At 45.8% G+C, this 5,096-nt stretch carries 7 protein-coding genes; 6 read left to right on the top strand and 1 reads right to left on the bottom strand.

Translation table 11 applies throughout. From position 1 onward, the window contains the following. The coding region (locus ABGY95_RS03360; protein ID WP_347440286.1) for a hypothetical protein at positions 1 to 257 on the bottom strand (257 nt) is incomplete at its 3' end. A gap of 253 nt (positions 258 to 510) precedes the next feature. On the opposite strand from ABGY95_RS03360, the gene ABGY95_RS03365 reads away from it, so the two are divergent. The 6 genes from ABGY95_RS03365 to ABGY95_RS03390 all read left to right on the top strand — a co-directional run bounded on the left by ABGY95_RS03365 (position 511) and on the right by ABGY95_RS03390 (position 4,922). After that, the gene (locus ABGY95_RS03365) at positions 511 to 1,380 is read left to right on the top strand and encodes a DUF4339 domain-containing protein (protein WP_347440287.1); all 870 of its coding nucleotides are present in this window, start codon (positions 511 to 513) and stop codon (positions 1,378 to 1,380) included. Positions 1,381 to 1,391: 11 nt separating this feature from the next. After that, complete coding sequence (locus ABGY95_RS03370; protein ID WP_347440288.1) at positions 1,392 to 2,042, top strand: potassium channel family protein; 651 nt, start codon at positions 1,392 to 1,394, stop codon at positions 2,040 to 2,042. A gap of 60 nt (positions 2,043 to 2,102) precedes the next feature. After that, positions 2,103 to 2,708, top strand: coding sequence for a transcriptional repressor LexA (gene lexA, locus ABGY95_RS03375; RefSeq protein ID WP_347440289.1), 606 nt, complete (start codon positions 2,103 to 2,105; stop codon positions 2,706 to 2,708). 245 nt (positions 2,709 to 2,953) lie between these two features. Then, a complete protein-coding gene (locus ABGY95_RS03380) occupies positions 2,954 to 3,307 on the top strand; it encodes a hypothetical protein (RefSeq protein ID WP_347440290.1) in 354 nt (117 codons plus the stop codon). A gap of 27 nt (positions 3,308 to 3,334) precedes the next feature. Continuing rightward, positions 3,335 to 3,922 carry a Maf family protein gene (locus ABGY95_RS03385; RefSeq protein WP_347440291.1) on the top strand — a complete coding sequence of 196 codons (588 nt, stop codon included), beginning with the start codon at positions 3,335 to 3,337 and terminating at the stop codon, positions 3,920 to 3,922. A 4-nt stretch (positions 3,923 to 3,926) separates the two neighbouring features. Beyond that, positions 3,927 to 4,922 (top strand): diacylglycerol kinase family protein, encoded by a 996-nt coding sequence (locus tag ABGY95_RS03390; protein WP_347440292.1) that lies wholly within the window; start codon positions 3,927 to 3,929, stop codon positions 4,920 to 4,922. The last annotated feature ends 174 nt before the right edge of the window (positions 4,923 to 5,096 follow it).

A 5,096-nucleotide genomic window follows, 5' to 3' on the forward strand; every position in this document is an offset into this window, starting at 1 on the left:
AGGAAGTCGACCGCTGTTTGGTTAAGTCGTTTGTAGATAGCGCCTCGGCAAAGTGATTTGAGATTCAAGAGCCTCATCTCGCCAGCTAACAGATTGAAGGAGGCATCACCTTTTTGCAGGCATTTGAATAAGGCTAAGATGATCGAAAGCGCCGAGAAACTTTGTGTTTTTCTTCGAATGAAAGATGAATGCTTGGCAATAGCATCAAGGTCTAATAAGTTGAGCGGCGAGTCGTTGGTGTGTAAGCGTTTAGACATGCCAAGCATGCCGACGCACTCACTATTTCAAGCTTTTTATTGATTTATTTTCAATTAGTTACGCACTAAGTGAACGCGTATGGGTCGCCGCCTTTACTGTGGTTTCGAAACTTCTGATTTGATTGTGCGTCGAGCCAATCGGTTGTGAAATGTTAGAACTTACACAACAGTTGGCTGAGGTAGCCATTCATTCAATAAATAGTTCATCCATGCTTCACACTGTGGGGGGAATACGATAGCTTGCGCTGCAGTAATGAGTGAACAAGAATCAGTTTGGTTTTATACCCAGCACGGGGAGCGCAAAGGTCCTGTAACTGTGGATGTGTTGCGTGGGGCAATTGAGCACATGAAGATCGACCGAGAGAAAGATCTCATATGGGGACCTGGCTTGAGTGATTGGGTGACGATGGATAATGTGCCCGAGTTACAGGGTATGGCAGCTGGTTCGCCACTCATTATAGCATCACCAGAGGCTATCCCTCCAGTCGCGGAGGCTTCGAAAACTCCTCCTGCTGCACCGGCTAATGGGATAGGGTCTACATCTAAACCTGTTAGCGTACCAGCACCGTCCAACCCTTATGAATCATCAGCTAGCATAGATGATGACAATGCCTTAGCGGATGCTATGGCAGCCAGACGTGAGAGTGTGGAATCTACAGGTATCGGTCGATTGGCCTACTTCTTGTGGAGCCTCATGTTTAATGTGGTAGGTATAGGTGTTATCTTCAATTTAGCGGGTAAATATAAGTCGCTTGTAGATGAAACAGGTGTGGCTGACAGTGGATTAGTTATTGGAGTTTTCGTTACCTTCTTAGTAATTGGAATTTTAAGTTTATTGGTGAGCCTTTCACGTCTTAAAAATTTATCGATGTCGCGATGGAACTTCCTTTGGAGTTTCGTGCCTTTTGCTAACATTTGGCTGGGTTTCAGGCTAATTGCATGTCCTCCAGGATACGCTCTGCACAAGAAGTTAGATACTCCAGGGAAGGTCATGCTAGCTTTATTTATAGCTTACATGGTTTTGTGTGCGGTTGTCCCATTTTTGTTCTCAGGTTACTACAAAGACGCTGAGGAGAAGGCTCAACAAGATGAGAAAATGTTCTCTGAAGAAGTTACATACTAATACCTATGAATATGAAGTTGCGCAATCAAGCAATGGCTTTGATTTTAGCCGAGATGTTCCTCATTATTACCTCGGCATTTTGGGAGAGAGAACTTGAAGGGGGCTATTGGCTCTCGTCCATTTACTTCGTTTTTTTCACACTTGGGGGCTATGCGCTAGCCCAGGATAGAGGCTGGCTCTATCGATATATAATTCTCTGCCTCATATCTCTTTCCTTGGGGGTGATGGGTAACGCTTACTGGAGCCAATTCTCAGCATGTGTTTGTTCCACACTCGCCTATTTGATGATTTTTAAGGTCTTGATTAAGCACAGTTTTTTTAGGAAGAAAGTGCCTAAATCAGACAGGGTTCTCTCGGGCATAGCTGGTTATATTTTATTAGGCTTGTTCTGGTCTGGTATTTTTATGTTTATCGGAAGGCAGCATCCTGGAGCCATTCTGAATCAAGTCTCAGGAGAGCCTACCTTAGCTTCAGAGAATCTCTATTATAGCTTCGTGACGATTACGTCGCTAGGTTACGGTGACATTGTTCCGGTGAATCCGTCTGCTAAAATTGTGGCAATATTTGCCGGGCTCAGCGGCGTACTTTTTACCGCAATTTTTATTGCTGCGCTAGTGGGGAGCGTCATGCTTCAGGATACGAAAGAATCTAGCCGATCGTAATTTCGGCTTGTCATATATCACTTGAGAGAATAACGTGTTCTAAAGAACAGTGTTCAGTTTATGGGTGAAGCGTTAACAAAGAGACAGCAAGAGGTATACGATTACCTTAAAGAAGATTATAGGGTGTATGGAGTTATCCCTTCCTCCAGAGATATTCAGCGTCGATTCGAATTTGCGAGTCAGACAGCAGCTATGAACCATCTGCGCTCACTGGAGAAAAAGGGCTTGATTCAAAGGAACGGACACAAGGTTGCTTTTACGGATGAGTTAGACCGCGAAGAGATCGTGGATGTCCCAGTTTATGGATCCATCGCAGCTGGGATGGGTGAAGATCAAGAACAGCAGCAAGATGGATGCTTATCTATTGATATACGAAGCCTTGGTATTCCGCGTAATGCTCGTACATTTGCTCTTAAAGTCCGTGGTGACTCTATGGTCGATGCCCATATTTGTGATGGAGATACTGTGATACTTGAATTTCGTGAGCCAAGGCGAGGTGATGTTGTCGCAGCTCTGATTGATGGAGAAACCACCCTCAAGCGCTACATAATGCAGGGGAGTAAACCGTATCTACAGGCTGAGAATGAAATGTTTCCAGATCTAATCCCAGCACGTGAGCTCATTATCCAAGGAGTAATGGTGGCATTACTTAGGAACGCTGCGTGAAGTGCTTCGCTCCACTGAAAAATCGAGACTTATGGTAAGTAGATTGCGCGAGATATGTCAGAGCCATGCGAGTTGTTATTGTCTAGGCTCATTGATGATAGCGCGGCTTCATGAATGAGGACTGTCGGGACTTCGCATTTTTTCGCGGAGGGAGTAGAACCACAGGTGCGGCCAGTGTGTACTCATTGGCATGAGTTGTTAAAACTTAGTTGGCGCAGGCACTTTGGCTGTGCTAGCTCTAGAGCGTGGAAAAACCATCAGCATTGACTCGCTACGCGCTGCAACGAAGACGTGTGCATGGAAGTTGGAGGACAACACTAATTTGTGGTGTTGTTGGAGGTTGTGTATTTCTCGCTGGCGGTTTGATGCCGGTAAGTGGAGTGTTTCTGGTTGTATTGCTTCTCGTTCTGGTACGACCAGCTATGGAGCTTTATTACTCGAGCCAATGTTTCTGCCCTCATTGTGAAGCGGATCTTTTTCTAGAGGTGTGTCAGGTAGAAAACGCTGGAGGGATTGAGCAAGGTCTCCCTTGTCCTCGATGCAATCGTGATGCTTCAAAGGTTGATTCGACCAACGGACCAGTGATTGATATTGGCTAATGTTGAGAGGCCTGTAATGCTTGGGCTATGAAGAAACGCTTGATATTGGCCTCTGGCTCACCTCGGAGAAAAGAATTACTCGCTGAGCTAGGCTTTGATTTCGACGTGATCATATCAGATGCTGAAGAAGAACACCGCTCAGATATACCGCTCACTGAACTCTGTGAGCGGAATGCGGTTCTAAAAACTGAGGCCGTAGCTTCTCAGTATCCTGATGCTGTTGTATTAGGTGGAGACACTCTTGTGTACCTTGATGAGGAGCCGCTGGGTAAACCAAAGACCCAATGTGAGGCTGAAGTAATGCTAAAGCGATTGTCTGGACGCTCACACCAGGTGTGCTCGGGTATGTGCCTGATAGAAGGTGATCGGGTGCAGTCTTTTCACGCAGTGACGGATGTCGTGTTTAAGGAAATCAACGAGGAGGCGATTCGATCTTACATGGAAAGAGTTAATGTGATGGATAAGGCAGGCAGTTACGCTGTGCAGGAATGCGGTGAGATGATTATTGAGAGTGTTAGTGGTGACTTCTCCAATGTGGTAGGCCTCCCGCAGACTTTAGTTTTGGAACAATTGCGATCTTTCGGGTTGCGGCCAGAATTAAATCCACCATCATAAGCAGATGTCGGCAGCTCAGTCTCGTTACCCATTGCTTTATAATCCCAATGCACGCAGCCAGAAAGGCAAGCGGGCATTACAGTTTTTGATGGCGAATGCTCAAGACTTTATCCTCTATGCCACGCGTGATATCGATGATGCTAGAGATTTAGCAGCTGATTTCGCCGCAAAAGGTGAGCCAGTTGTCTTAGCTGCTGGTGGTGATGGGACACTGAATGCTGTGATTCAAGGCTTGGCTGGAACTGAAACAGCTCTGGGAGTGCTGCCAGCTGGAACAATGAATGTCTTTGCCCGGGAAATGGGAATACCAGTTCCTAATTTGCAGAGTTCAAAGCTCTCTCTGGCATTGGAGATCATCGATGCGGGATTTGTTAGAGAAGTGGACCTTTTTGTTGCCAATGGTCAACCATTCGTTCAGATGGCAGGTATTGGTTTTGATGCGCAGGTGATAGAGGACACAACTGTAGAGTCGAAAAACCTTCTGGGGCCACTAGCTTTCTTAATGTCCGCCGTGAAAGTACTTGGTGAAAAGCCTCCGAAGATGCGTGTAGTTTGCAAGGATGGAAGAGAATTTGAGGGCGTCGCTGTGTTAGTGGGGAATGGTGAGCTGTATGGTGGGCAAGTGAAGTTGTTCTCAAAAGCTTGCAATGAAGATGATGTGTTAGATATTTTGATTTTTAAAGAATCTGGCTACAAGTTTGTGTTAGATTCGCTCAAAGGGATAGCAGGTGTGATTGATTTAGTGAGTTCCTCTGTCGAATATGTTCAAGCTGACGAATTCACCGTAATATCTGATCGAGACGTTCCAATCGAAGTAGATGGTGAATACGTTGGGCGATTTGAGGAAGTGGAGTTCAAGCCGGCAGAACGTAAGCTTCGTGTGCTTGCGCCTGAGCATATTGAGGGTGGATTTGCGCACCTTTGGAAAAATTGGCAGAAGTTGCCGCGCAGAATAGCTGGAGATGGAAAAAGCTCAGAAGTCACAGAGGGATCTAAGTAAGCTAGTATGTTGGCTTCGCAGGTGTTTTTTCTATTTCAATTGTGATAGGTTTCAGCTTGCTATGTCAGTCGTATCACCAAGACTGTGGTAGACGGTTGATTTATGAGGACGTTAGTTTGTTTACTGGTGGTCGAGATGGAGTGTTTGGTTTTAATCCGAAGCTAGCGGGCCGAC

The organism is Rubritalea sp. (assembly GCF_039830215.1).
Taxonomy (GTDB): domain Bacteria; phylum Verrucomicrobiota; class Verrucomicrobiia; order Verrucomicrobiales; family Akkermansiaceae; genus Rubritalea.

Coding starts and splice junctions, on each gene's coding strand:
- ABGY95_RS03390 (WP_347440292.1), top strand. CDS start 3,927: ATGTCGGCAGCTCAGTCTCGTTACCCATTGCTTTATAATCCCAATGCA.
- ABGY95_RS03370 (WP_347440288.1), top strand. CDS start 1,392: ATGAAGTTGCGCAATCAAGCAATGGCTTTGATTTTAGCCGAGATGTTC.
- ABGY95_RS03365 (WP_347440287.1), top strand. CDS start 511: ATGAGTGAACAAGAATCAGTTTGGTTTTATACCCAGCACGGGGAGCGC.
- ABGY95_RS03385 (WP_347440291.1), top strand. CDS start 3,335: ATGAAGAAACGCTTGATATTGGCCTCTGGCTCACCTCGGAGAAAAGAA.
- lexA (WP_347440289.1), top strand. CDS start 2,103: ATGGGTGAAGCGTTAACAAAGAGACAGCAAGAGGTATACGATTACCTT.